The sequence below is a fragment of the Ferrimonas aestuarii genome (assembly GCF_005116665.1).
GTDB lineage: Bacteria > Pseudomonadota > Gammaproteobacteria > Enterobacterales > Shewanellaceae > Ferrimonas > Ferrimonas aestuarii.
In genome coordinates, this window is record NZ_SWCJ01000001.1 from 570,866 (window position 1) to 595,334 (window position 24,469).

At 52.7% G+C, this 24,469-nt stretch carries 20 protein-coding genes; 15 read left to right on the forward strand and 5 right to left on the reverse strand.

Annotation, left to right across the window (positions count from 1 at the left end):
* The first annotated feature begins 186 nt into the window (after positions 1 to 186).
* A complete protein-coding gene (locus tag FCL42_RS02560) occupies positions 187 to 837 on the forward strand; it encodes a response regulator (protein WP_136861796.1) in 651 nt (216 codons plus the stop codon).
* Here the strand turns inward: FCL42_RS02560 and FCL42_RS02565 are convergent.
* Positions 834 to 4,313 (reverse strand): hybrid sensor histidine kinase/response regulator, encoded by a 3,480-nt coding sequence (locus FCL42_RS02565; RefSeq protein WP_136861797.1) that lies wholly within the window; start codon positions 4,311 to 4,313, stop codon positions 834 to 836. The genes FCL42_RS02560 and FCL42_RS02565 overlap by 4 nt on opposite strands.
* Positions 4,314 to 4,512: 199 nt before the next feature.
* Here FCL42_RS02565 and FCL42_RS02570 point away from each other — a divergent pair, with 199 nt between their 5' ends.
* From FCL42_RS02570 to FCL42_RS02615, 10 genes are all read left to right on the forward strand, one after another.
* On the forward strand, positions 4,513 to 5,550 hold the full coding sequence (locus FCL42_RS02570; protein WP_136861798.1) for a DcaP family trimeric outer membrane transporter: 1,038 nt from the start codon (positions 4,513 to 4,515) through the stop codon (positions 5,548 to 5,550).
* 77 nt (positions 5,551 to 5,627) lie between these two features.
* Positions 5,628 to 6,425: an ABC transporter ATP-binding protein gene (locus FCL42_RS02575; RefSeq protein ID WP_136861799.1), complete on the forward strand. Its 798-nt coding sequence runs from the start codon at positions 5,628 to 5,630 to the stop codon at positions 6,423 to 6,425.
* A complete protein-coding gene (locus FCL42_RS02580; RefSeq protein WP_136861800.1) occupies positions 6,425 to 8,395 on the forward strand; it encodes a long-chain fatty acid--CoA ligase in 1,971 nt (656 codons plus the stop codon). Before FCL42_RS02575 ends, FCL42_RS02580 begins: the two co-directional genes overlap by 1 nt.
* The gene (locus FCL42_RS02585; protein WP_136861801.1) at positions 8,392 to 9,285 is read left to right on the forward strand and encodes a branched-chain amino acid ABC transporter permease; all 894 of its coding nucleotides are present in this window, start codon (positions 8,392 to 8,394) and stop codon (positions 9,283 to 9,285) included. Before FCL42_RS02580 ends, FCL42_RS02585 begins: the two co-directional genes overlap by 4 nt.
* 10 nt (positions 9,286 to 9,295) lie before the next feature.
* A complete protein-coding gene (locus FCL42_RS02590) occupies positions 9,296 to 10,369 on the forward strand; it encodes a branched-chain amino acid ABC transporter permease (RefSeq protein ID WP_136861802.1) in 1,074 nt (357 codons plus the stop codon).
* A 153-nt stretch (positions 10,370 to 10,522) separates the two neighbouring features.
* Positions 10,523 to 11,740 carry an ABC transporter substrate-binding protein gene (locus FCL42_RS02595; protein ID WP_205729212.1) on the forward strand — a complete coding sequence of 406 codons (1,218 nt, stop codon included), beginning with the start codon at positions 10,523 to 10,525 and terminating at the stop codon, positions 11,738 to 11,740.
* 103 nt (positions 11,741 to 11,843) lie between these two features.
* A complete protein-coding gene (locus FCL42_RS02600) occupies positions 11,844 to 12,659 on the forward strand; it encodes an ABC transporter ATP-binding protein (RefSeq protein ID WP_136861804.1) in 816 nt (271 codons plus the stop codon).
* Positions 12,660 to 12,668: 9 nt separating this feature from the next.
* Positions 12,669 to 13,892, forward strand: coding sequence for a phenylacetate--CoA ligase family protein (locus FCL42_RS02605; RefSeq protein WP_136861805.1), 1,224 nt, complete (start codon positions 12,669 to 12,671; stop codon positions 13,890 to 13,892).
* A gap of 224 nt (positions 13,893 to 14,116) precedes the next feature.
* Positions 14,117 to 14,977: a hypothetical protein gene (locus tag FCL42_RS02610; protein WP_136861806.1), complete on the forward strand. Its 861-nt coding sequence runs from the start codon at positions 14,117 to 14,119 to the stop codon at positions 14,975 to 14,977.
* Positions 14,978 to 15,339: 362 nt separating this feature from the next.
* Positions 15,340 to 16,242 (forward strand): hypothetical protein, encoded by a 903-nt coding sequence (locus FCL42_RS02615; RefSeq protein ID WP_136861807.1) that lies wholly within the window; start codon positions 15,340 to 15,342, stop codon positions 16,240 to 16,242.
* Positions 16,243 to 16,456: 214 nt separating this feature from the next.
* On the opposite strand, the gene FCL42_RS02620 is transcribed toward FCL42_RS02615, so the two are convergent.
* On the reverse strand, positions 16,457 to 16,900 hold the full coding sequence (locus FCL42_RS02620) for a phosphate-starvation-inducible PsiE family protein (RefSeq protein WP_136861808.1): 444 nt from the start codon (positions 16,898 to 16,900) through the stop codon (positions 16,457 to 16,459).
* A 2-nt stretch (positions 16,901 to 16,902) separates the two neighbouring features.
* On the reverse strand, positions 16,903 to 17,844 hold the full coding sequence (locus FCL42_RS02625; protein ID WP_136861809.1) for a universal stress protein: 942 nt from the start codon (positions 17,842 to 17,844) through the stop codon (positions 16,903 to 16,905).
* 109 nt (positions 17,845 to 17,953) lie between these two features.
* Here FCL42_RS02625 and FCL42_RS02630 point away from each other — a divergent pair, with 109 nt between their 5' ends.
* Complete coding sequence (locus tag FCL42_RS02630) at positions 17,954 to 18,895, forward strand: LysR family transcriptional regulator (protein WP_169308258.1); 942 nt, start codon at positions 17,954 to 17,956, stop codon at positions 18,893 to 18,895.
* A 415-nt stretch (positions 18,896 to 19,310) separates the two neighbouring features.
* Here the strand turns inward: FCL42_RS02630 and FCL42_RS02635 are convergent, their stop codons facing one another.
* Entirely contained in the window at positions 19,311 to 21,359 is a 2,049-nt protein-coding gene (locus tag FCL42_RS02635; protein WP_136861811.1) for a TonB-dependent receptor, read from the reverse strand.
* A 229-nt stretch (positions 21,360 to 21,588) separates the two neighbouring features.
* Between FCL42_RS02635 and FCL42_RS02640 the strand changes: the two genes are divergently transcribed.
* From FCL42_RS02640 to FCL42_RS02650, 3 genes are read left to right on the forward strand one after another with little or no spacing between them, the layout of a single operon-like run.
* On the forward strand, positions 21,589 to 21,864 hold the full coding sequence (locus FCL42_RS02640; protein ID WP_136861812.1) for a hypothetical protein: 276 nt from the start codon (positions 21,589 to 21,591) through the stop codon (positions 21,862 to 21,864).
* Positions 21,854 to 22,138: a hypothetical protein gene (locus tag FCL42_RS02645; RefSeq protein WP_136861813.1), complete on the forward strand. Its 285-nt coding sequence runs from the start codon at positions 21,854 to 21,856 to the stop codon at positions 22,136 to 22,138. The genes FCL42_RS02640 and FCL42_RS02645 overlap by 11 nt, the downstream gene beginning before the upstream one ends.
* On the forward strand, positions 22,135 to 23,739 hold the full coding sequence (locus FCL42_RS02650) for a PepSY-associated TM helix domain-containing protein (RefSeq protein WP_136861814.1): 1,605 nt from the start codon (positions 22,135 to 22,137) through the stop codon (positions 23,737 to 23,739). Before FCL42_RS02645 ends, FCL42_RS02650 begins: the two co-directional genes overlap by 4 nt.
* Before the next feature lie 83 nt (positions 23,740 to 23,822).
* On the opposite strand, the gene FCL42_RS02655 is transcribed toward FCL42_RS02650, so the two are convergent.
* The gene (locus tag FCL42_RS02655; RefSeq protein ID WP_169308259.1) at positions 23,823 to 24,302 is read right to left on the reverse strand and encodes a GNAT family N-acetyltransferase; all 480 of its coding nucleotides are present in this window, start codon (positions 24,300 to 24,302) and stop codon (positions 23,823 to 23,825) included.
* Between the last annotated feature and the right edge of the window lie 167 nt (positions 24,303 to 24,469).

Consider the following 24,469-nt stretch of genomic DNA (forward strand, 5'->3'; position numbering starts at 1 on the left):
GATAATCGGATTAATGTTTGTAATTTAACGAAAAGTCTAATAGCCAAAATTGTTTAACTCGGTAGACTAGGAATTTGCTGAGTGAGAAATTTGGAATCAGAATTTGCAGCCTCTTTCGGCAAGATAAGGATATCTACATGACCTGCATACAGATAATGCGGGCGAGGCTCGACTGGGGATTTAGTCATGCAATTCATAGACAAGTTGATCATCGCTGATGATCATCCGTTGTTTCGCCAAGCACTGGCCAACGTTATTGACGCTCGATTTCAAGACGTATCCATTTTCGAGGCCGACGGCATCGATACCTTGGATGCGGTGCTGAGCTCGCATCCAGATGCGGAGCTGCTGCTGCTCGACCTCAATATTCCTAATGCCCATGGCTTAAATACCTTAATCAGAATTCGCTCTGAGCACCCTAATCTGGCGGTGGTGGTGGTCTCCGGACAGGAGGACACCAAAACCATTTCCCAGGCGATGCGTTGCGGCGCGTCAGGCTTTATCCCTAAATCCAAGCCGGTGCCGCAGATGATGGAAGCCATCGAGGCGGTGGCAAGTGGTGGTCAGTGGCTACCGCAAGGCATGGAGTTGGAGTGTGAGGCGGAGGATGACATGGCCGACCGCATCGCTCGCTTGTCACCTCGTCAGCATCGTATTTTGTTGATGTTTGCTGACGGTCTGCTCAATAAGCAGATTGCCGCTGAATTGGGGCTGTCGGAAGCCACAGTCAAAGCCCATGCCAGTGCGCTATTTCTTAAACTTGGGGTTCGTACCCGCACCCAAGCGGTGATTGCGATGCAGCAGCTGCAGACTTCCCGCACCGTGGTTGAGATTTAATCCAGTAACTTGGCAGATTCGGTGTCCAATAGGTAGTTATGCTGCCAGCTCTCCACCAGCATGGCGCTGATCATCGCCCTTAGGGTGATGGGCTTAATGAGCTTTTTCAGGTAACCAAAGCCCGCTTGTTTGGCGCGTTCTTGCAGCTGAGCGTCGGTGGTGGCGCTAATCAAAATACCGGGGATCTGCCGTCCGGCTTGTTTATTTAGCGCCTGCATCAGGCTTAGGCCATCCTCACCGTTATCCAGTTGGTAGTCCACCAGCATGATGTCGCATTCAAAGTGGCGCTGCGCCAGTTTCCTCCGTGCTTGCGACAGACAGGTGGCTCTGATCACCTGACACTGCCATTGGCTGAGCAGTTTCTCCATGCCAGCCAAAATGTTGGGATCATTATCCACACACAGCACCTGAACTCCTTCGAGAGAGGTGGTTTGAATCGGCTGACTTGGCAGGCGCAGCTCCGGCTCTGTGGCCGCCATCGACACAGAAAAGCAGCAGCCTTTGCCCTCTTGGCTATTAAGGCTTAGCTCATGGCCCATCAGTTGGGCGAGGCTTTGAGCGATGTTAAGCCCAAGGCCTAGGCCCAACCCGGTGCCATGGCTGCTGTGTTCTAGGCGGTTAAATTGGCCAAACACCCAATCTTGTTTCTCTTTTGGAATGCCGGGGCCGGTATCGACTACCTGAATGCGAACCAGAGCTCCATGGCGACACCCCAACAGAATGCGACTGCCACTGGCGTAACGACAGGCGTTACTAAGAAGGTTTTGCAGGATGCGTCGCAGCAGTGCTTTATCACTGCGAATCCACAGGCTACTGGGGATGTATTCGAGGCGAACCCCATGTTCATGAGCCGTAGCGGCGAACTCCTGATGGAGACTGTCCAGTAGCTCAGCGACGGGAAACGCAGTGATTTTTGGCATTACGTTGCCGCTGTTGATGCGAGACACCTCATTGAGATCCACCAACAGATCGTTGGCCACTTTGAGGCTGTGATCGATCTGCTTTAGCTGCACCCGCACTGAGCTGGGCAGCTGCTGGTTCTCCATCAGGGCGGCGGAGAACAGCTTGGCAGCAGACAGTGGCTGCATCAGATCATGACTACAGGCTTTAAGGTAACGGCTTTTTTGCCGGTGGGCCTGCTCTGCCTGCTCTCGGGCCTGAGCCAACTTTGCATTGGAGCGAGCCAGCTGCTCATTAGCTTTGGCGAGGTTTTGCGTACGCTCCGATACCAAGGACTCCAGATCGAGGTTTTTGGCAGTCAGCAGCGCCTGGGCCTCTCGGTAGGCGGTGATGTCGGAAAACAGCATCACAAAACCGCCGTCGGGCATGGGGTTGCCCTCAATGCGGATGACGGTGCCATCATTAAGTTGTCGCTCTGAGCTGTGGCGGCTACCTAGGCGCAGAAACTGCAGCCGTTTTGCCACCTGCCTTTGAATCTCCTCTTGGTCATCAAGGCTGTGGCTTAAGTTGTGGGCGATGAGATCTGCCACTGGGCAGCCGGGGTAGATCAGGGCCTGTGGGTACTGGAACAGATCCAGGTAGCGCTGATTCCATGCCACCAGACGGAACTGATTGTCGGTGACCGAGATCCCTTCCGACGCATTCTCTATGGCACTTTTGAGTAGCTGGGCACTGGCGGCGCTTCGCTGGCTGCTGACCTCCTCCATCAGCTCAACCACTTCGTTTAGGGCAATTTCCCGTCCCTGCATAGCACAGTCGAGCACCAATCTGGCGGAAGCTGAGCCCATTACCGTCGCCAATAGGTCTTCGGTAAACAGCACGAGCTCCGCAGGGCTGGTGGTTTTGTCGTACTGCACATTGGGATGGGCTGTGGCGAACTGGCTAAACCCTTGTGCCGCTTTGTCGGCACCCACGAAACGAGCGGCCAGTAGCTGCAGCTCTTTAGGGGCGATTTTACTGGGCTTTTGCGACTGGGGCTGGTCGCCGGAGGGGCGCTCAAAAAAGTGCTCAAGCTGCATCTGCTCGGTCACGGTCTGGCGACTGAACTTAGACACCACCAAAATAAGCAAGGTGTTCAGGGTTAGCCCCAGCAAGGTCGCCAGGGTGGTGGCGGTATAGTCGCTGTTGGCAAATGGGTGGGGGTAGAGTCCAAGCTGGGGTGCCAAATTGAACAGAACCCAGATGCCAAAACCACAACTTAGACCGCTGATGACTGCGGTGAGGCTGACTTTACGCCAGTAGAAGGCGGCAAACAGCGCTGGGCCAATTTGGGCGATGGCGCCAAAGGCCACTTCGCCAAGGGAAGCCAGGGTATCTGGCGGTGCCGCTAGAAACATGGTGTAACTGAGCGCAATCACTATCAGTACCAAATATTTGCGAACCTGCAGTAATCTGGCGCGAAATTGCTGAAAGTCGGTTTTATTAACATCGCTTTGCTTAAACAGCGTTGGGAACACCACCTCGTTGCTGAGCATGGTCGACAGGGCGATGGTGGAGATGATCACCATGGCGCTGGCGGCAGAGATGGCGCCGAGAAAGCTCAGCAAGCTGAGCCAGGTCTGGCCGTGAAAGGCGGGCAGAAACAGCACGTAGGAGTCTCGGGCGAGGGAGTCGCCGTAAAGCAGATTACCAGCGAGGCCCAATGGAGCGGCGAAAAAGGCAAACACCAACACATACAGGGGAAACAGCCAACGGCTCTTTTGGGTATGCTCCAGGCTTTTCGGCTCGGCCATGGTGACCTGAAACTGACGAGGCAGACACAGAAAAGCGCACAGCACAATCAGCGTCAGCCCGAACAGCGACAGCAGTTGGTCGGCATCGAGGAGAAATGCCTCTGGATTGCTGGTTTTGGCTTGCTGCCAGATCTCCGCTGGGGAGTCGAAGGCGATAAAGCTGACAAACAGGCCCACCACCAAAAAGGCCAGCAGTTTCAGCAACGATTCAAAGGCGATGGCCACCATCACGCCCGGATGACGCTCGGTAACGTCGATGGCTCGCACCCCAAAGATGATGGTAAATCCGGCTAAGACTGCACTGACTATCAGCCCAAGTTGCCATGAGGTTAGGGTTTGGCTCTGACGCAGAATTTCATAGGAGTTCACAATGGCTTTTATCTGCAGTGCCAGATAGGGCAGGGTGCCAAATAGCGCCACCAGAGTGACCAACACCGCCAGTTTCTGAGACTTACCGAACCGGGCGGCGAGCAGATCGGCGATGGAGGTGATATTCAGCCTAAGGCTGACTCGAATCAGTCGCTGGATAAAGGGCCAGCCGAAGAGAAACAGAACAATGGGGGCCAGATACACCGGCAGATAGGAGAAGTCTCCCACCGACGCTTGGCCGGCGGTGCCGAGAAATCCCCAGGAGGTGCAGTAGACCCCTAATGAGAGGGCGTAGATCCATTGATGTTGGTTGGCGGCGATGCGATGACGGTAGCGGTCGCCAAAAAACGCGATGGCAAACAGTAGGCCAATGTAGCCAATGCTGACCACCACCAACAACCAATTGGGAAACATGTTACGTCCTTTGTATTCAAGATTTAAGCGTCCTGCTCAAGCCTATAAATACCATAAAAACCGAGTCTTAATCGAAATGGGGACTGCGACTTTAGTATTAACACCAGCGAATTAAGTCAGATTCATTAATACCTATTCCCAATTGAGGCCAGAGGCGCTTTTTCCGATGTTGACCCCACTACTTAACAGGGGACACATCATGCTCAACGCTAAATCTCACTTGGTTGTACTCGCCGGTACATTGCTGTTTTCTGGTTCGGCGCTTTCAGGGTTTGAAATCGATCTCGGGGACGACAAAAAGATCACCTTCGGCGGCTACATCAAGGTGGATGGCCGCTATGTGGATGGCGATATCGCCTACCGTGACTTTTGGATCGGCAATGGCACCCCCATGGAGGAAGATGCCTCTCAGTTCCGAATCTTTGCCAACGAGACCCGCTTCAACACCAAATATCAACACGGGGATCTCACCGGCTTTATCGAGATGGATTTCTACGGCGGTGGCGGTAATGAGGTGATCTCAAACTCCTACCACCCTCGAATTCGCCACGCCTTTATTCGTTATCAAGGGGTAACCGCAGGCCAAACCTGGTCGACGCTGATGAATACCAGCGCCATTCCTGAAACCGCCGATTTTGCTGGGGCGACGGTGGGATTGGCGTTCATTCGTCAAGGGCAGGTTCGTTATGAAAACGGCGGTTTTGCGGTGTCCATCGAAAACCCCGAATCATTTGGCGGCGACACCAGTAACGACGCCATCCCCGATGTGATTGCCAAATACACCTTCAAGCAGGACTGGGGCAACGTCTCGCTGGCGGGAATTGGCCGTGAACTAAACACCAACGGCGGTGACAGCGAAACCGCTTTCGGCTTCTCGCTGGCGGGCAAAATCAATCTGTTTGATAAAGACGATTTCCGGTTTCAGGTGCATCAGGGTGAGCTTGGCCGCTACGTAGGCGTCACGGCTGCGGCGGATCTCGTCGGCGAAGAGGTGGAGACCACCACCGCCTACCTCGCAGCCTATCGCCACTATTGGACGGATACTCTGCGCAGCACCTTCCTTTATGGCCGGGTGGAAACCGATGAAGCCGATACCGACAACAGTCAGTGGAGCGTCAACCTATTCACCAACTTGACTACTGAATTGGCCGTGGGCTTTGAGTTTGGTGAATTTGAGATGCACAGCTCTAACGCCAGCTCCTTCTATGGCCAGTTTTCCGCACGCTATGCCTTGTAATCCCAACCCTTTGGCCGCGCAAGCGGCCTTTTCTGGGCCGACGTTGCCCGCTCGTATTGTGATTTAGGAGTGAGGGTATGACCAAACCCATTTTGCAGGTTGAACAGATCTCCCTGGCCTTTGGCGGGGTGAAAGCGCTCACCGATGTCAGTTTTGAGGTGCCCACCGGTTCGGTGTTCTCCATTATCGGCCCTAACGGTGCCGGCAAAACCTCGATGCTCAACTGCATCTCTGGGCGCTATCGCCCCAACCAAGGTCGCATCCATTTTGATGGCCGTGATGTGACCAAGTTAAAGCCTAATGATCGGGCCGACCTTGGCATCGGCCGTACTTTCCAAAACCTAGCGCTGTTTGGCCACATGTCAGTGCTGGACAACATCATGGTTGGCCGCCATCACCTGATGAAAAATAACTGGCTGACCGGACCGCTGTACTGGGCATCGCCTGCGCAGAAAGAGGAGCTGGCCCATCGCCGAGAGGTGGAGGAGATCATCGATTTTCTCGATATCACCCATGTGCGCAAATCCGTGGCGGGGACCCTCTCTTATGGCCTGCGCAAGCGGGTTGAGTTGGCTCGAGCCATGGCGTTAAAGCCCAAGCTGATTCTGCTGGATGAGCCGATGGCGGGCATGAACTTGGAAGAAAAGGAGGACATGGCCCGCTACATCTGCGACCTCAACGAGGAGTTTGGCATTACCGTGGTGATGATTGAGCACGACATGGGGGTGGTAATGGACATCTCCCATCAGGTGATGGTGCTGGATTTTGGCAAGAAGTTGATCACAGGTTTGCCTGAGCAGGTGATGCAGGATGAGCACGTGAAGCGCGCCTATTTAGGGTTGGAAGAGGACGACATCATGCAGGAGGCCGGCTAATGGAACAGCCTTGGATCGCCGCCGAAAACGGCTTTGAGATGGGCGCACTGGATACCTTTCCAAAGATATTGCGCCATAACGCCCAGCATTGGCCCGGCGAGGTGTCGATGCGAGAGAAGGAGTTTGGCATCTGGAATGAGTTCAGCTGGCTGGATTACTTCAACCGGGTGAAGTGGTTATCGCTGTCGCTGACCAAACTTGGCATCAAGGGGGAGGACACCATTGCCCTACTGGGGGACAACCGACCCGAGTGGGTATGGGGTGAAGTTGCCGCCCATGCCATGGGCTGCTACTCCCTTGGGGTTTATCAAGACTCGCTTCATGAGGAGGTGGCTTATCTGCTTAATTTAAGCGGCGCCTCTGTGGTGATCGCCGAAGATGAGGAGCAGTGCGATAAGCTGCTGGAGCTAGAAGACGCCATTCCTAGCGTCAAATACATCATCTACTGCGACCCTCGGGGCATGCGTAAGTACAGCGACTCTCGACTAATCTGCGTCGACACCCTGTATGAGATGGGCCAAGAGATCGACCGAGCCGAGCCACAGCTGTTTGATGTCATGGTGGACGCCGGCTCACCAGATAAAGTGGCCATCTACTGCACCACCTCAGGAACCACCTCCAAGCCAAAAATTGCCCTACTTAAAGGGGGCAATTTCATCAGCCACTGCAGCGCCTATCTGCGCGCTGACCCTCGCATTCCGGGAGACAATTACGTTTCGGTGTTGCCGCTGCCGTGGATCATGGAGCAGGTCTATGCGGTGGGCCAAGCGCTGATCGCCCGCTTGGTGGTCAACTTTGTCGAAGAGCAGGAGACCATGATGGCCGACCTGCGAGAGATTGGCCCCAGCTTCGTGTTGCTGGCACCTCGGGTGTGGGAAGGGATTCTGGCAGACGTTCAAGCTCGGATGATGGACTCCTCACCTCTTAAACAGAAGTTATTCAACTTCGCCATGGACCGAGCCCAGCAGGCGCTGGATAACGGCAAGCAGTCAACGCTGGCGGATTATCTGTTGATGAAAGCACTGCGGGACCGCTTAGGGTTTTCCTTCCTGAAATCCGCCGCCACTGGTGGCGCAGCCATGGGGCCGGATACTTTCCGATTCTTCCAAGCCATCGGCGTGCCGCTACGTCAGCTCTATGGCCAGACCGAGATGGGCGGTGCTTACACCATCCACCATGCCGAGGACGTAGATTACGACAGCGTTGGCGTGGCTTTCGACAATGCCAAGGTCAAGGTGATCAACGCCGATTCTGAAGGCTTAGGGGAGGTGGTGGCGCAGACACAAGGGATGTTCTGCGGTTATCTGGGCAATCAGGCCGCCTATGACGAAGATGTGCAAGATGGCTGGATGCACACCGGGGATGCGGGCTACTTCAAGCCTTCAGGCCATCTGGTGGTGATCGACCGAATAAAGGATCTGGCCCACACCAGCGGCGGCATTCAGTACTCGCCTCAATACATCGAAAACAAGCTGAAGTTCTCCTCCTTCGTGGGCGAGGCGGTGGTGCTTGGTAAAGACCGGCCCTATCTGGCAGCGCTGCTGTGCATCCGCTTCAGCATCGTGGCTAAGTGGGCGGAGCAGCGAGGGCTGGCGTTTACCAACTACACCAATTTGGCAACCCTGCCTGAGGTGTACGCCAAGTTGGCCGAGGAGGTGGAGAAGGTCAATGCCAGCTTGCCATTGGCTCAGCGTATCCATCAGTTCGTGCTGCTCTACAAGGAGCTTGATGCCGACGACGGCGAACTGACCCGAACTCGCAAGGTGCGTCGCGGCGTCATTGCAGATAAGTACGGCGACATCATCGATGCCATCTACGACGGCGATGAGCAGGTGGATATCGACACTGTCATCACCTTCCAAGATGGCAGTAACTCTCGGGTTCAGACCCAACTTAAGGTGGCAACGCTGATTGAACCGGAGGCGACCAAGGGGTCAGCTTCGCCACAGACGCAACGGAGAGCATCATGAATTTCGAACTGCTGCTGCAACTGATCGTTAACGGCCTGATTGTGGGCCTTCTCTATGGGGTGGTGGGCATGTGCTTCGTGCTGGTCTACAAGTCCACCCAGATCGTTAACTTTGCCCAAGGTGAGTTTTTGCTGGTGGGGGCTTGGGTGTGCTGGGCGCTGCTGGTGTATCTGCAACTGCCATTCTTTGTGGGCTTTTTAATGAGTCTCGCCTTCATGGCCCTGTTCGGGGTGGCGCTGCAGATGATTGTGCTAAGGCCGATGATTGGCGAGCCGATCATCTCGGTGATCATGGTGACTATCGGCCTGTCGATGTTCTTCCAGTCATTGACCAAGTGGATCTTCGGTGTAGCACCGGAGAGCTATCCGGCGGTGTTTGATAACCAGAGCCTGTCAATCTTCGGCCTTAACATCGAGCTGGCGTATCTGATGAGTACGGTGATTGCGCTGATCATCATGGTGGGTTTCTACCTGTTCTTTAAACACTCCAAACATGGACTGGCTATGCGAGCCACCGCCTTCGACCAACAGGTGGCTCAGAGCTTGGGAATTTCCGTAAAGCAGGTGTTTGCCATGAGTTGGGGCATTGCCGCTACGGTATCGGCCACCGCCGGTGTGGTGATTGGCATGGTCAACGGCGTATCCGATTCACTGTCGGCCATCGGCATTAAGGTGTTCCCTGCGGTGATTCTGGGGGGACTTGATTCCATCGTTGGCGCCATTGTGGGCGGCATCACCATCGGCGTACTGGAAAATCTGGCGGAGTTTTTCGATAGCCAGTATCTGCATTTCGGCAACATGTATGACATTGCGCCATTTTACGTCCTGCTGATCATCCTGTGGTTTAAGCCATACGGGTTGTTCGGGACAAAAGACATTGAACGGATCTAAGGAGTAGACCATGTCCAGTTTGTCTATGCGTCCCTGCGGCGACTTTCGTACCAGCTATAAGCAGGACAACACCATCTATGAAACCAAGACCATCCGCCGTTTCGCCATAGTCGTGATTGCGCTGGCCTGCGGCGCACCTTGGGTGCTCGATGCTTACTATTTGACGCTGTTTATTCAGATCTCCTATCTGGGAATTGCCGCCTTGGGTTTGAACATCTTGGTGGGTTTTACCGGCCAGATCTCCCTTGGTCACGGTGCGTTTTTCGGTTTTGGCGCCTTTGCCTCGGCGTGGATGAATCAAAGCTTTGGCATTCCGGTGTTTCTCTGCATTCCGTTGGCGGGCTTTCTGACCATGGCGGTCGGCATGATGTTCGGCATGCCGGCGGCGCGGATTAAGGGGCTCTATCTGGCCATCGCCACCTTGGCGGCTCAGTTCATTATTGAGGATTTCTTCGGCCGTGCAGAATGGTTCTCCGGTGGCAGCGCCGGCTCAATGGCTGAGCCCATCAGCCTGTTTGGGCTGGTGTTCGACACCGACGAGAAGTTCTATTTCATTGCGCTGTTTGCACTGGTGTTCATGTACATCTGGGGCTGCAACCTGATGCGCAGCCGTGACGGCCGCGCCTTCGTGGCGGTGCGAGATCACTACCTGTCAGCGGAGATCATGGGGGTGAAGCTCAATAAATATCGTTTGCTCTCCTTTGGGATCTCCTCGTTTTATGCGGGCATCGGTGGAGCCCTGTACGCCCACTATCTGGGTTACGTCTCCGCCGAGGGCTTCACCATCTTCATGTCGGTGCAGTTTCTGGCCATGGTGATCATCGGCGGTTTGGGCTCCATCAAGGGCACCCTGATGGGCGTGGTTTTTATGGTGCTGTTGCCTGAGGCGCTGGAAGGGGGCGTTGGCCTAATGAAAGCCACCGATTGGGGCAACATCCCCATGGTGGTGGACGGCCTGGCTTACATCAAAGAGATGGCCATTGGCCTGGTGATCATCCTGTTTCTGATCTTTGAACCTCAAGGGCTGGCGCACCGTTGGCAGCAGATCAAAAACTACTGGAAGTTTTACCCATTTTCTTACTAACGGGTCAGCTGTAAGGCCTAGGGCTTGAGTGCGCTGTTACTAGAGCTGTTTGCGGCGCCGAGCCTGACTTTTATCGCAAAGGAACCGAGGCATCTGGCCTCATATAAGGAGAATTCCATGTTTACGACTCGTTTAAAGACGTTAACTGCTGCCATGGCACTTACCACCACTGCGTCGTTTGGTGTCAGTGCCGGTGAAGATTCGGTGTTTGTTGGCCATCTGGCAGACATGTCCGGGCCAACCGCCTTTGTTGGTAAGGTGTACGCCGATGGCGTTCGCGATTCACTGGCGTACATCAATGCCAACGGTGGCATTAATGGCACCAATTTGGAGTTTGAAACCATCGATTACGCCTACAAGGTGCCTCAGGCGATCGCCTCCTACAAAAAGTGGAAGTCCCGCAAGGGCATGGTGGCCATGCAGGGCTGGGGCACCGCCGATACCGAAGCGCTGATCTCCTTTGTGGCCAAGGACAAGATGCCGCTGTTCTCCGCTTCCTATTCTGGCCATTTGACCGACCCTCAGGGCAAAAACCCGAAAACCAAAAAACCGGCGCCCTATAACTTCTTCTACGGCGCATCCTACTCCGATTCGTGCCGAGGTCTGGTGCAGTGGGCCGCCGAGGATTGGAAGGCCAAAGGCAAATCGGGCAAGCCAAAATTTACCCACATCGGTGCCAACCATCCCTATCCCAATGCCCCAAAAGCCGCCTGCGCCGCCTATGCCAAGGAGCTTGGGTTTGAGGTGATGCCGCCGGTGGTGATCTCCATGAAACCTGGGGATTTTAAGGCGCAGTGCTTAACCCTTAAGAGCTCCGGCAGCAACTATGGCTACATCGGCAATTTGGGCGGCTCGGTGCTCTCGTTGGTGAAGTCTTGCAACACCGTCGGCACCGACATTCAGTTTATGTCCAACATCTGGGGCGGCGATAAGAAGGTGTTTGAGGCTGCCGGTGAGGGGATCAAAGATTACATCTTCCCAACCATGACACCGTTCTGGAGTGATGAAGCACCGGGCATGAAGCTGGTGCGTGAAGTCTCCAAGATGTCCGATCCTAGCGGCGAGCAGCCACGACTGCACCATTACATCCGTGGGGTGTGCTCTGCGTTCTTTATGAAAGAGGCGATGGAGTGGGCGAAGGACAATGGCGGCATCACCGGTGAGAACATCAAAAAAGGCATGTATGTGAAAGACAACTGGGTGCCACAAGGACTGGAAGGGGTGTGTTTGGCCGCCAACTGGAAGGCCGACGATCACCGGGGCGTCAATCAGGTCAATATCTATAAAGGCAATTACAACAATGGCGACGTGCAGATTGAGCGTGTTAGCCAGATGACTCTGGAGCGCCGTTCCGATTGGCTGGGTTTTTGATGGAAAGTTTAAGTTAGCCACTTGTTGGGGCCGCTGTGCCCCTTTTTTTCAGTTTCCTCCGCTTTGTCGTTACCAAGGCGATTATAGATAACAGGGAGTTAGTATGACCCAAGCGGCGTTAAAGACGGCAGAGCCTCTGCTGGCCATTAATAACATTGAAGTGGTGTACGACGAAGTGATTCAGGTGCTTCGAGGGGTGAGCATTGAGGTGCCCGAGGGGCAGATTGTGACTCTGCTTGGGCCTAATGGTGCCGGTAAGTCCACCACCTTAAAGGCGATCTCTGGATTGTTAAAAAGTGAAGATGGTGAAGTGACCCGAGGGGACATCCACTTTGGTACCCAGCGCATCGATACCCAATCGCCGGAGCAGATTGTGCGCAGTGGCCTGTTTCAGGTGATGGAGGGGCGACGCATTGTTGAAGACATGACGGTGATTGAAAACCTCAAACTGGGCGCCTACACCCGCAGTGACAATGAGATCAACGACGACATCGAGATGGTGTTTCGCTACTTCCCCCGCTTGAAAGAGCGCACCGGATTGGCGGGCTATCTTTCTGGCGGCGAGCAGCAGATGTTGGCCATCGGCCGCGCATTGATGGCTCGGCCGAAGATGATCTGTCTGGATGAGCCCTCCATGGGGCTGTCGCCGCTGCTGGTGAAAGAGGTGTTTGCCATCATCGATAAGATCAACAAGGAGCAGGGGATCACCATGCTGCTGGTGGAGCAAAATGCCAACTATGCCCTAAAGGCGGCAGATTACGGATACATTCTGGAATCGGGAAAAATCGTGCTGGATGGCACTCGAGAACAGCTGCTGAACAACGAGGACGTTAAGGAGTTCTATTTGGGGGGCGGCAGTGACGAGCGCAAGAGCTTTAAAAACCTCAAATCCTATAAACGTCGTAAGCGTTGGCTGTAGGAGGGTGGAATGAGCGCTTTTGTTGAATACTACTTTGACCATCTCGAAACCCAGCCCAATGATGAGCGAGAAGCCAATCTGTTTGAGCAGCTTCCCCATCTGTTAACCCACGTGGCCCAGACTAGCCCCTATTATCGACAGGCACTCGCTGGCATTGAGTTTGGCGGCATCTCCAACCGTCAGGCACTGACGCAGTTGCCGGTGCTGAGAAAGTCGGATCTGATGTCGCTGCAAACCGATGATTCGGTGTTGGCTGGGATTGAGCCTAGCTTTGACGAGATAGACCGCCTGTTTGTCTCCCCTGGGCCAATTTGTGAGCCGGAGAGCAATCAGGAGGATTGGTGGAGGATGGGACGGGCGTTTCATGCTGCCGGTTTCGAAGCTGGGGATCGGGTGCAAAACTGCTTTTCCTATCACATGACCCCCGGCGGATTGATGATGGACTCAGGCGCAAGAGCCTGCGGCTGCGTGGTCATTCCTGCAGGCCCTGGCAGTACTGAGCAGCAGTTGGCGGTTAATGCTCGGCTGCGGCCTCGAGGCTATTGCGGCACGCCGTCGTTTCTAAAGATCCTTATTGATAAAGCCAAAGCCTGCGGCCAGAGCTTGTCGTTTGAGGTGGCACTGGTCAGTGGTGAAGCGGTGACCGAGCCACTAAAACAGGCCTTTGCTGAGGCGGGCATTCGGGTGCATCAAGCCTACGCCACCGCCGATCTTGGTCTTATCGCCTATGAAAGTGAGCCGGGGCAGGGATTGGTGGTTGCCGAACATATTCTGGTGGAGGTATTGCGCCCAGGCAGCGGCGAGCCGGTGGCCGAGGGGGAAGTTGGTGAAGTGGTGGTCACCAATTTTAATTTGGAGTATCCGCTGATTCGCTTTGCAACTGGGGATCTGTCTTCGGTTCTGCCGCAAGCGAGCCTGTGTGGCCGCACCAATGTTCGCCTTCGAGGCTGGCAGGGCAGGGCGGATCAAAGCACTAAGGTTAAAGGGCTATTTGTGCATCCGCAGCAGCTTGAACAGATAAGGCGTCGTCATCCCGAGCTGACTAAGCTTCGCCTGATTGTTACCCATGAAGGTGGCAACGATAAGATGCTGCTTAGGTGCCAGCACTCGGGGGCTGGATTTGATGCCAGCGCCATTGCCGAGACGCTCAAGGCCGTAACTAAGTTGTCTGGTGAGGTGATAAGCACCACCGATATTGCCGATGATGGCGTGGTAATTGAGGACAGACGTTAGCTGTAGCGGCTATTGTGACGTTGACCTACATCTGACACAGAAAGCGAGGCAATGCCTCGCTTTTGTGCAGTTAGCTGCAATATTTATGCTTAGTTGGTTCTGTTGTGGATATATAGCTGTGAAAAATCGCAAATGTGTCGATATCTCTCTGGATTATTTTTTTCTATTTGATTAGCTTAATCAGATAGATACGAAAATAAATCACCAATCATTAAGGGAAGTCAATGGAAGACTCGAACAGTAAGAAAAATACCGTATTAATTGCAGTGGCTGCGGTTCTCGTTGCCAGCGTTGGTGTCGATATTTACGCGGATAGCGTTGCAGAAGAAAAGGTTGATCAGTTCATTGCCGAGAAGGGTTTAAACATTACCTATGATGGTGTGGAAGCGAATATTGTGGGCAGTGGCATCACCCTTGAAGAGGTCCGTATTGATGATTCGCTTTATATTGAATCTGTGAGCATCAATGGTTATGACTCCAGTCTTGGCAATCTACAAACCGAGTTGGAATTTGCTATCGAAGGTGCAGAGATCCCGTCAGAGGAGCTGCCTCGCGATTATCGCCGGATGTACGATCAACTGGGATTCGACAGTCCGGTTAAGCTGAACGCGACTGCGGCTTATCACTATGATGAGTCCAACCGCACGTTGTTTTTAGATGAGCTGTCAGCCAGTGCTGATGACGTCGGTGGCGTTAGCCTTTCATTTGCGGTGGCAGATATGGACTTCTCTGAAGCGGGGCTGTCGTCTCTGCTGTTTACTTGGCAGCAGTTGAAGTTGGCTGAGGCGGAGGTGGTTTTTGACAACGATGAGCTGATGGAGCGAACTTATGAGCTGATTGGCCGTGAGCAAGGAATCTCAGCCGATGAAGCCAAAGACGCGCTGATCGCTCAGGTAAAAAGTCAGGGTAATCCGCAAACAGATTTCCAGGAAGATGCTTTTGAGGAGCTGATCGATTTCATCGACAGTCCGGGGGAGTTATCTATTGAAGTTTCCCCGAAAGAACCGGTTTCTTTCGGTCAACTGATGCGTATTAATCGCCCGGCAGAGATGGTTGAGTTGCTGCAACTGGAAGTTGACGGTTAAGGTTTAGCTTCAAGCAAATTGGCGTAAGGCAGTGCCTTAACGCCAATTTGAAATACGATACCTTTGGGAGTAGTTGGTGCCTCTCGGATTTTGGCACCTTGAGTTACGGCTCCCTGTTTTCCCCTACCATTTGGCCTGTCACCACCTCTTTGCAATTATGAATTCAGGGCTCACTTAAACTTTGCTTTTGTCAGAGGCTTGTGAGACTCCGGGCGCCAGAGTAGGCTTCGTTTTAGTGGGGCTGGTAATGGCGAAAACGATGACACAAGCTCTAGTTCAAATCGTGGCTGGCAGTGAATCAACTCCATTGATAAGCTGCAAAGTAAAATCCTTTCCAATAACAATAAAACGGATCGTATTACATGGGTGTGTTAACCGAGAAACCCTCAGTTTGGCAGAGGTTTAAGACTGGGGTACGGACATTTTTCGCCGCATTAACCCTTCCTGAGAAGCTGTATGTCACCGCGCCTCTAATTTGGATTTTGGCTGGAGGCGATCCACTCTGGCCTAGTTTAATGACCCTAGTGGCACTGCTGCTGGAGTTTTGGCCTCGTTTTACCCATTGGTGGGAATCCCTGGCGGGGAAAGCGGTCATTCTGTTGTTCTATGGCGTGATTACTAATTTTGCCTTAGCCAGTGCCGCCGGCGTCGTGAATGAGGTGACAGGGGTTTCTGCGAGCCATTTTAACTATACCCACAACTTTGCGTTGATGATGCTTTTGCCAATCTGGTTTGCGGTTTCCAGTGGAATAGCACTGCTGATGTTCCAAGTGGTGGCCCCGTTTTATCTGTTGCTTATTCTGCTTCTTAAGCCGTTCGGAGTGAAACTGGTTCGTCATGTGTCCAAAAGCGCATACCCGTTTACCACCAATGCGCTGAGGTTTTGCTTGTCGGTATTGCTGTTGGTTCAATGTTTGACCTTACTTGACTCCCAAAGCTCAGGCTTGGCGACTGAGTTCGTTAATGGCGAGGTGGCTCAGATAGATGTGGGTAATGGTGAGGTTTCCGCACAGGTGCTGGTTGATGAGCTGTTACTAGAGGATTACGAGAAGAACATCCGTATCGCCGTGGCGCAGTTTGCTTTTAACCAAGAGGCGGACACCCGTTCTCGTTGTCAGTTGGAGGCGCATACTCGGGCGGTTGAACTGAATGACTATGAAATCTTAACCATCTCACACAATGATCAAGCCGATTTTGGTTTTGACTTTGTGGTCAAGCGCTGCGTATCGCCAGCATTTCCAGCGGTGGAGGAAAAAGCCCTGTGACAAAGTTAAAGGATTTTGAGTCACGAAGTTTTTGATGCATCGGCATTTTAAATGCAAAGGGCGTGATGCAGGTTATCTAGGAGCAGCGTGAAGTTAGCAATGGCGATAGTGCATGCCTTAGCCTAGGAGCGACAGAGAGCCAGTTGCTACAGCAACTGGCGTCACTCAACAGGGTTGGTCCATTTCAAAAGAGACCCTACAGCGAGTGTAAACATTACTCCTCCATGTGACTCTCTCTGGGTAACTGGTGAATTAGCCAGTAGCCAATACTCATTGCCACCACCACCACTCCTATCGCGAATACGTAAGTGGCTTCAGTTGTCTCCATATCGATGATGATGACTTTTCGAGCGATGGCCATCAGTGCCGTGGCCATGACGATTTTGACGTGGATAACATTGTCACGGAGGTAGATGGTGATATTGATGAAGATCTCTATCGCGATCAGTACCGCCATGAAGGCGCCAAATGTGGCCAGCATGTCTGAAATAGTGAGAATAAATCGTGGCGGAGTCAGTAGCCGCTCATATAGAGTCCACGCCACATCGAGCACGCCCATTACGATAACGAATAGCATCAACAGAGAGAGCGCTCGAACTGACCAGTGAATCACCCGTTGTAGCTCTGCCTGCATTCTGTCGCTTGGGTCGATTTTCATTGCTATTCCCTTCCTATTACTGGTGAATGGAATCCATCGGGTTTAAGGGTTACGACAGAGCAATGCAGCGCGTCGAGCAGTCGTTCCGCGGTGTTGCCGATAATGAATCCGGCGATGCCACTGCGGCATAAGGTACCCATAACCAATTGGTCGACCCCTTCCTGCTCCACCAGTTCCGGTACGACGGTGTCGGTGTTTCCTTCAAGCTGCTCAACTCGAACTTTGTCGGACGGGATACCTGATTGGGTTATTAGAGATTCCAAGCGTTGCAGTCGTTGCTGACGTTCGCTCTGTGCGGCTTTGGCGATTTCGGTGTCATTCCAGCGAGCCCAGTTACGCAGGTAGCCTTCTGCCTCTAGTCGCCAGGCGTGGCAGAGGATCAGTTCAGCGTCCATGACCTGTGCTATTTGAGACGCTCGCTGCAGAATGTGTTTGTTCAAACGCTGAGTTTCCGGCTCGGAACTGGCCACATCGACGGCGGCCACCACTCGACGAACTCGATGTTGGGGTTGAGGTTGCAGTGACCAAACTGGAATTGCCGACTTACGCATTAAATGTCTGGTGGTGCTGCCGTACTGACAGGATGAGTCTTTGTGTGCTCGGCGTGCGTCGATGCCAATCAGATCGCAGCTGATGTTTTCAGCGTATTTGACGATTTCGATAAAAGGCGTGCCACTTACCACGTCGGTGGATGGGATTAGGCTGGGGTAGCTTTTGTTGATCTCTTGAGACAGCGTTGCCAACTGCTGCCGCTGTTGTTCAATAGTGCGTTCCAATATCGTTAAGGGCGTGTAGTTGGCTCGCCAGGCCATATCGAGTTTCTCTACGACAGATAGCAGAATCAGCTTAGATCGAGACCGCTCGGCATAGTTGAGTAAAGGAGCCATAACCGGTTCAATCTGTTGCCCCGGTGCTACTGGAACTAAGATGGTTTCGTTACGCATGATTACCTCCGGATTCTTGGGATTCCGCAAATACTTTGCCCAGTTGCTATCATTTACAGAACTAAATTTTTGTTATGTGGTTTATAGCCATTTGGCTATGGAGGCGTACATGCCTTTGAAACTGAGAGCGGCAACTCTACGGCAGTTGGAAGTATTTCTTGAGGTTTATCAAAGTGGTTCTTTAACCCAGGCGGCGCAGAGAATGCACCTGAGCCAGCCAACGGTTTCCATTCAACTTAAGAGGTTATCCGAAGCTCTGGGAGTAACGCTCTACCATTTTCGAGGGCGACAACTGCTGTTTACCGAAAGTGCACGTTTGTTGGCTCAATGTGCTTCTGAAGTGCTGCGCTGTGGGGAACGCTTTGAGATGGCTTTGGCTGATCTGCATCAATTAAAAAGCGGAACACTGCGCATAGCCGTGGTTACCAGTGCAAAATACTTTGTGCCTCATATTATTGGCCCCTTTTGTCGACAATACCCCCTGATCGACATTCGTCTTAAAATTGGCAACCGAGCTCAAATTCGTCAGCGTCTTCAGCAAGGTCTTGATGATATTTATGTGTTCAGCCAGATCCCAGACCATCCACCTGTTCACAGTCGACCACTGCTGGATAATCCGTTGGTGGTGGTTGCTGCGAGCGATGATTCGTTGTTTCAGCAAAGTAAACTGACGTTGGCCAAACTGGCATCGCGCCCTTTTTTGATGCGAGAGCGTGACTCTGGCACTCGACAGGCTATAGAACGCCATCTGCGCGCGCATAACATTGAACTGAATGTGCGGATGGAGATAGAGAGTAACGAAGCGATTAAACACTGTGTGGCGGAAGGCTTGGGGTTGTCTATTTTGTCGCAGCATACGTTGACCCTCGATCCGGTTCCCGCCATTGGTGTGCTGCCCGTTGATGGATTACCGATTCAGACTCAGTGGCATACACTCTGGTTAGCGGATCAAGCGTTGTCGGTGGCGGCGAAAGCATTTCTCGAGTACACCGAAAACCACCCTCTAGTCCTGCCGTCGGCTGGATGGGGAAGTGGTGAAGGTGTGCATTAAGTGAAAGGTGAGCAATCCCTTTACTCGTTTTAGCCGCTGAACCATCAATACTTTGAGCCCAAAGAGTGAGTTAATCAGCCTGAAACCAACAAGAAAAGCCCCATGACATTGCAATCATGAGGCTTTGACAGCGGCCCTTTTCGGCAGCAATAGGATAGTGGGCATTACGAGTGTTGGCTAAGGCAACTTAACATTGAAGTTAAGCCCATAGCGTTTGGATAGGTGCCTCAACCGCCATCCACTTAGCCCTTGGGGGCATCTTGCTGCTGCCAGATAGGACCATCCACTGCTTAGCGATGTCTTAGTCTGCTTTGATTTCGATGTGATGGAAAGGCGGCAAAACCCTGCATCGTCATTCAAGGCAATCTGTGACTTATACCCTAAGCAGTTGGATTCCTAAGGTGCAGTTTCACCGTTAAAAACGGTAGATCACATTGGCACCGAAGTTCTGTGGGTCGATAACCGCCACGTAGCCGTGTTCATAGCTTCTCCCTGGTGGTTCATTAACCGTCAGACCACGCTCATCAAACAGGTTGTTGGCGTAAACCGACACTCGCCACGCATCGTATTGATAATCCAGGGTCAGACCAGCCACGGTGTAGTCGCCGGCTTTACGGCTATCGGAGTTATTGATATCACCGTAGTACTCGCCAACGTAGTTGCCGTTGATGCCCACGGTAAACTCATTGGTCAGCCAGTATTTGAAGCCCAGATTGGCGGTTAGGTTTGGCGCAGAGTTGAGCTCGTTGCCCACGATGTCACCAAAGCTGACATCGGCTTTGTCGATTTCTGAGCTGAGTAAACCTAGGCCCGCCATCATCTGCAGATCATTTGAGAGCATGGCATCCACTTCCACCTCAAGACCGTAGGTGGTGGCCTGTTCGATGTTGGTGATGGTGCGTGTGGCGTCACTGCCTTGATAGTCTTTGTAATCGTTGTAGAACAGGTTGGCGGCAAGGTTGAGATCGCCGTCCATCAGGCCACTACGTACGCTGAATTCGTAGGCGTTTACGTACTCGGCGTCATAGGTGTAATACTCTTGAGCGTTAAAGGAGATGGTACCGCCACCGGAGTTGTAGCCTTGACGTGCGCTAAGACCCAAGGTGGTGGTGTCGGTAATCATGTACTGAAGCACCAATTTCGGCAGGGCGATGGTATCGTCGTTGTCTAAGCGTTCGCTTAACGTGCTGCCGCCGAACAGCATATTAAAGTCTCGTACCTGCTCCTCTTTTTGGATACGGCCGCCAGCGGTAAGCTTAATTTTATCTGTGATGGCATAGGTCATTTCGCCGTAGGTGGCATAGGACTTACTGCTATCGACACCGTCGTAGACAGAGCCGCCAACACTGTTGAAATCCTGATCGCGTTCGAAGTACGCCAACGCGATGAAACCGTTGAATGTATCGGAATCAAGGCCGAAACTGAACTTGGCATCCAAGGTCAGATCTTCCTCTAGCATGGTTACATCGGCGTCCATGGCTGGGTTGGCTTCAAAGCTCAGCATCTTCCAGTCGTAGTCGACGAAAGCTGCAAGAAAATCAAACGCGTAGGAGCTGCTTGGTTTGTAGTGAGCTTCAAAGGAACTGGTGTTGGACTTGGTGTCCATAAAGCGGTCAAACAGGGAGTCGAAGGCGTCGTGATCTTTGCCGACGTAGTAGTTACGGCCGGAGTCACCCTCTTCGTTGTTGTGGGAGAAGTTCAGTTGGAACTTCAGATCGCTGTCGCCGGTGGGTTGCCATAGCAGCTTTCCCCGTAGACGCTGGGTGGTGAGGTCGTTTTGGTCAAATCGAGGCTCTCGTCCAGCTTGGGTGATGCCCTTATTAAAGGTTTCCCCATCAAGATATTGGCCACTTAAACGAAATGCCAGTACGTCATCGATCAGCGGGCCAGTCAATGCAAAGGCGGTGTCTACAAAGTTATCTTCGGTGCGATAGCCCGCCATGGCGGCGCCTTCCCAGTCAAAGCTAGGGTCCTTGGTATTGATGACCAAGGCCCCACCAATGCTGTTTCGGCCATTACTGGTGGATTGCGGGCCACGAAATACTTCAATCTGCTCGATATCCCACAGGCCGGTATTACCAGTGAGGTCGGCGACGAAGGGTTCGGCAACGCCGTCGGTAATGGTGGCCACTCGGGTGTTGGCTCCGCCGGCAAAGGAGTGGAAACCGGTTGCTGCACCGTTACCGGATACCCCGCGGATGTCGGGCACGGCACCGGTCAGGGTAACGACATTAGGGATGTCATCAATGGCGCCATTCACCGATTGGTGAATGCCACTTTCCAGCTCCTCTGAATCGACAACCGACACCGACGAGGTGGTGTCTTTTAGGCTTCGTTCGAATTTTTCTCCAGTCACGGTGATCACTTCGATGGAGGTCAGTTCGCCCTTGTCATCATCGGCGACCGCAGCACCGGCGGAGAACAGCCCCATCAACACAACAGTGATAGCGTTGAACTTGTACATCTTTTTTCCCTGTTTTTATCATCTCAAAGTACGGAATGATCGACCCATTTTGTAAATGATAACCATTCCTATTTATAGGTTTTACGAAATGATAATATTTTTCAACAACTTTCTTCGAAACTGAGTCAGTTGTGTAACCGATGTCAAATTTGATGCACTTGCGAATTACAATGATTCTCATTTGGTGTATTATCCCGCCCCTGACCGAGAAGTAATTACAAGGGAAGGTATGTTGGTTCAATTCGTCGCCTTAGCGCTCACCTTGCTAGGCTGCTGTCTCATCTATCTGTGCTCGAAGCATCAGAAGCCGCTTAAGCGTCCGCTGTCTCCGGTCGCAGGTTATATGGGGTCAGGGATGATCTTGATGGCGCTATTTGGATTCAGTTTTCGATTGGCACCTCTGTCGGCGTTCTACGTTTGGTTGGCACTGCTGATGGTGCTAATGACCTCGATTCCATTTCTGTTCGCGGTGTATGCCGGTAGAGGAGCAAAACATGGCGGTTAATGTGGCAAACCATTGGGGAAGAAAGGTGTTTGCCGGCTTAGTGTTGGGATTGACCCTAGGGTTTGGCGTCGTCGCCAGCTTCGCTTGGTTTACCCCTGGTGACATGACCGAACAGGGCAAAGTGATGTTGACCATCTGGGTGGTGGCCTTGGTTTGGTTAGTAAGTCTGTCGACCTGTTTTAGCTTTGCCAATGGCAACCGAGCCATTGGCATGATGTTGGCGGCAAATCTGGTGGTTTACGCTCTGTTCTTTGGTTTGAAGGCGGTTGTATGAGAGTGTCTCCGCGAATTCTTCGCAGTTATCAGTCGGTGCATACGTGGACCGGCATCCTCGCGGGATTGTTGCTGTTCATCGGTTTTTTTGCCGGAGCATTAAGCCTGTTTAAACCCGCGTTCAATGATTGGGCTACACCAAGCCAACATACGCTCGAGCCGGTTGCTGCGGATAAGCGTCAGCAATTAGTGGATCGGGTGCTGTCTGAATTTCCTGCGGCAAACGACGGCTTTAGGCTCTCCTATGAGCCAGGCGCAGCCCCCATCTCTTGGCACCCCAGTGGACCTGGGCCGCGCCAGAAAAGCGTTAACCTCAATGAAGTGATCAGTTATGCCACCCTTACCGCAGATGATCAGCTGCAGATCGAGCAAGGGCAGAAGAACCAGCTCGGAGGGCTAATTGATCAGCTTCATCGTACGGCGGGCATCCCCGGCAATCTTGGTCATGAGCAGATCGGCGTTTTGGTGATGGGAGTGGCGTCCACACTCTATTTTATCGCGTTGGTGTCTGGGCTGATTTTACTGCTTCCAACCCTAAAAAAGACTCTGTTTGCGCTGCGAACTCATAAAGGGTCGGCTCGATTCTGGCTGGACAGCCACAACCTCTCTGGCGTATTCAGCCTGCCGTATCATCTGATTATCGCGTGGACCGTGGTGATCTTTGCCTTTCATGATGTGCTCTATGGCGGCATGAAACTGGTGTATCAAGACAAGCCACTTTTCGATTTTCCTAAGCCTGCGGCGGCGGAGTTTCAGATTGAACAGCTGCCTAAAATTGAAACCTTTGAGGCGTTGGCGCAGCGTCTGGCTCCGGGCCATGAGCTGATGTCTTTGGAGTTTGGCCGCCTACATTCTAAGTCGCCCACGCTGGTGATGGAGCTTAATAACCCTAACGGCATGATGCGCGGTGCCTATTTTGATGTGATCTACCTAAACCCCTATACACAGGAAGTGGCCTTTGGCAGTGTGCAGCAAACGGTCTACGGAGAGGTGGTTAAGAACCTCTTTGCCTTCCATTTCGGGAATTTTGGTGGCGATTTTGGACGCTGGATCTTCTTTGTATTAGGCGTAGGCGGTGCGTTCCTGTTTTATAGCGGCAACCTGTTATGGCTGGAGAAACGCCGCCAGAAAGTGGGGCCACAGCGTAAAGATGTGCGGGTGTTAGCGGGGTTAACCGTAGGCGTTAGCTTTGGTGCAATGCTTGGCGCTGCGGTGGCTATTGCGGCGACTAAGTGGCTGTACCTATTCGATATCTCTATTAACCACGCTTATTTATGGATCTACTACGGTTGCTTTGGTGGGGCGCTTTTCAGTTGCGTTTTACTGGGTGCGGCAAGAGCGGCGGTATTGCTGCAAGCCGGTTTGGCGTTGGCGTGCTTAATGATTCCAGCCACGACGGTGATTGCTGGAGCACTGCCATCACTAGGTTTGGACTTTAAGTGGTCCGGCGCCACCTTGATTTTGGAGGCTGTGGCGCTGCTGATGGGGCTGGTTTTTGCTGTCACCGCCAAACGCACTTTAGCGCGAGGCCGCCACGGCGATGCCAACAGTGTGTGGGCGTTTCCCCAAACTGCCCCTAAGGCTGAGCAGGTATCTGCGTAGTCGGCAGGGGGCGCACTTTAATCAAATCTTAAGGGCTTCGAAACCTGGGGAGGCGTCGAGGCCCTTTTCTTTATCCGCTTCAGCTAATGGTTGAGTACTCTTTCCATCAACTGTGCCCCGCTACCATAGCAGGTCGGCGCTGATTTGAGCCGAATAAATTGGTGTTTTTGCCAGTAACTGCTGGCATTTTGCACCGCAATCAATTGCATTTTTGAGAACTCATCAGCCGCGTTAAGTAGCGCTGCAAACAGCGCCTTTCCTGCGCCCTGGCCTTTAAGTGTTGGGCTAACCGCCAAATCGTGCAGATAGAGGCAATCGCCCTTTACCAACTCTGTAGATAGGGTTTGGTCTAGGTGGGGTGGGGAGTCTCCCTGCCACGGATGGCTGAGCAGATAGGCTAGGGCTTGTCCCAACTCATTTCGAACCACAAAACAGGTCTCTGGGCTTAGTTGCCACTTTTGTTGTAAGACGCAAAGCCGCTCTGGTTCGAATTCGGTGTAGACCTGAGCTTGGATGGCAACAATGTGTGGCCAGTCGTCACTGCGGATGGAATCGATAAACATGCCAAAAACTAATGTTAAAAAACGCCTAGCCATTATCTCACAAGAATTGAATATCGGCGCTTAACTTGAGGCGATAAGTTGTGAATGACCATCAATTGCTGAGGTTGAAATCATCTTCGACTTGAATTGAGCGGGGGAGACCGATAACTTGAACCTAAATCAGTTGG